The sequence below is a fragment of the Mumia sp. genome (assembly GCF_028803055.1).
In the GTDB taxonomy this organism is placed as follows: domain Bacteria; phylum Actinomycetota; class Actinomycetes; order Propionibacteriales; family Nocardioidaceae; genus Mumia.
Genome location: NZ_JARBCJ010000335.1, coordinates 1 through 1,635 on the forward strand (window position 1 = coordinate 1; position 1,635 = coordinate 1,635).

The 1,635-nt window shown below is 65.7% G+C and carries 2 protein-coding genes; one reads left to right on the forward strand and one right to left on the reverse strand.

Annotated elements, in window-relative coordinates; all coding sequences use genetic code 11:
- Positions 1–63: 63 nt before the first annotated feature.
- Positions 64–693: a TetR/AcrR family transcriptional regulator gene (locus PV363_RS17745; RefSeq protein ID WP_220343094.1), complete on the reverse strand. Its 630-nt coding sequence runs from the start codon at positions 691–693 to the stop codon at positions 64–66.
- A 186-nt stretch (positions 694–879) separates the two neighbouring features.
- Between PV363_RS17745 and PV363_RS17750 the strand changes: the two genes are divergently transcribed.
- On the forward strand, positions 880–1,551 hold the full coding sequence (locus PV363_RS17750; protein ID WP_301023085.1) for a DUF4386 domain-containing protein: 672 nt from the start codon (positions 880–882) through the stop codon (positions 1,549–1,551).
- Positions 1,552–1,635 lie beyond the last annotated feature (84 nt).

A 1,635-nucleotide genomic window follows, 5' to 3' on the forward strand; every position in this document is an offset into this window, starting at 1 on the left:
ACCGAATCGGCCGCAGGTGCAGGAGAGGGCGTACGACAAGCGAGAGCGAGCAGCCCTGCGCCCTTACTGCTGCAGCGAAGCAGCGATTCCGTCGAGCACGATCTCCAGGCCCGAGTCGAACTCCTTGCCGTAGTCATAACCCGGCTGCAGGACGTGCTCGCGGGTCAGCTCGAAGAGGTAAGGGAACTCTGAGGCGGGAAACTCCTCCATGATGGCCCCGGTCATGGCTGCCAGCTGAGACTCGTCATGGAAAGGCAAGTTGACCTCTTCGAGCACGAACCCGTGCACGTAGCTGTCCACTGTCGAAATCGCATGCGCCGCCAAGACCACCGAGAACCCGCCCTCGCGGAAGCACCGGATGCCGGTCTCGAGCACGCGCAGCGTGGCTGGGCCCGGGCTCGTCCGCGAAGCCATCATGCTCACCGCCCACGGGTGCTCCCTCAGGGTCGCGCGGGTCTGGTGGGCGCGCTGTCTGATGGACCGGCGCCAGTCCGCGGTCGGCTGCGGAAGCTCGATCTTGCTAGAGATCGCCTCGACCAGTCCGTCGAGTATCTCCTCCTTGCCGTGCACGTGGTGGTAGAGCGAGGCCGCCTCGATCCCCAGCTCACGGGCAAGTCGGCGCATGGTGACCGCTTCGATCCCTTCGGAGTCCGCCACGGCGAGCGCGGCGCTCAGCGCGCGCTCGCGGTTCACGGGGGCCCTGTTCGCCACCTCGGCTGGCCTGCGACCCACTGTGTCCACCTCTCGCGGCGATCCGGTACGTCGTCGCGCACCCGACCATAGACAATCTAACAGCGTTAGGTTAGCGTAAAGACTCAATCTAACGCCGTTAGGCTCTCGGACTCCTTCGGCCCGACGAAAGGCCACACGATGAGCACGATGAGCACAACAACACCCGCCAGGCCGGCACCGACCGGGCGGCATGCCGGATCCAGGAGGAGGATCGCAACCACGGCCGGCATCCTCTTCGTCGCCCAGATGGTCATGGCCATGGTCGGCACCTCGTTGACAGAGGCATTCGTCGACGGCGCCGTGGACCGAGATCAGATGACCCTCGGGGTGCTCCTGATGATGGGTTCTGGCCTCGCGGTGATCGCGATCGGCCTGCTCATGTATCCGGTCCTGAAGGACGTGAACCCGCACCTGGCTGTGTGGTATCCCGTCCTCAGAATCGCCGAGTTCTCGGTGTCCGCTGCCTGTGGCATCTATCTTCTGGCCCAGTCGGAGGTGGTGCCCAACCACATGCTGTGGATCTACGTCCCCACTGGTCTCGGCGGCATCGTCCTCACGTACCTGCTGCTCGTTTCCGGGCTGGTTCCGCGAGCCATCGCGCTCCTCGGGCTCGTGGGCTACGTCGCACTGACGGTCGGCGTGCCCCTCGACCTCCTCGGGGTGCTCGATATGGGTGCAGGGCCGGGCCTTCTCCTCGTCGTTCCCGGCGGCCTGTTCGAGCTGGTCTTCCTACCGGCCTGGCTGCTGATCAAGGGATTCCGTACGGTGCACGCGCCACAATCCCGCCCCACCGGCGCGATCCACCCCGCGATTCGGTGAGGAGATCGGGGAAGTTCGCGGTCGGAACCCGATCTCCTCACCGAATCGGCCGAGGGGAGCCGGCTGCAGGAGGGGGCGTACGAC

Excerpts from the sequence above, each read along its gene's own strand:
- PV363_RS17750 (WP_301023085.1), top strand. The coding sequence starts at position 880 with ATGAGCACAACAACACCCGCCAGGCCGGCACCGACCGGGCGGCATGCC.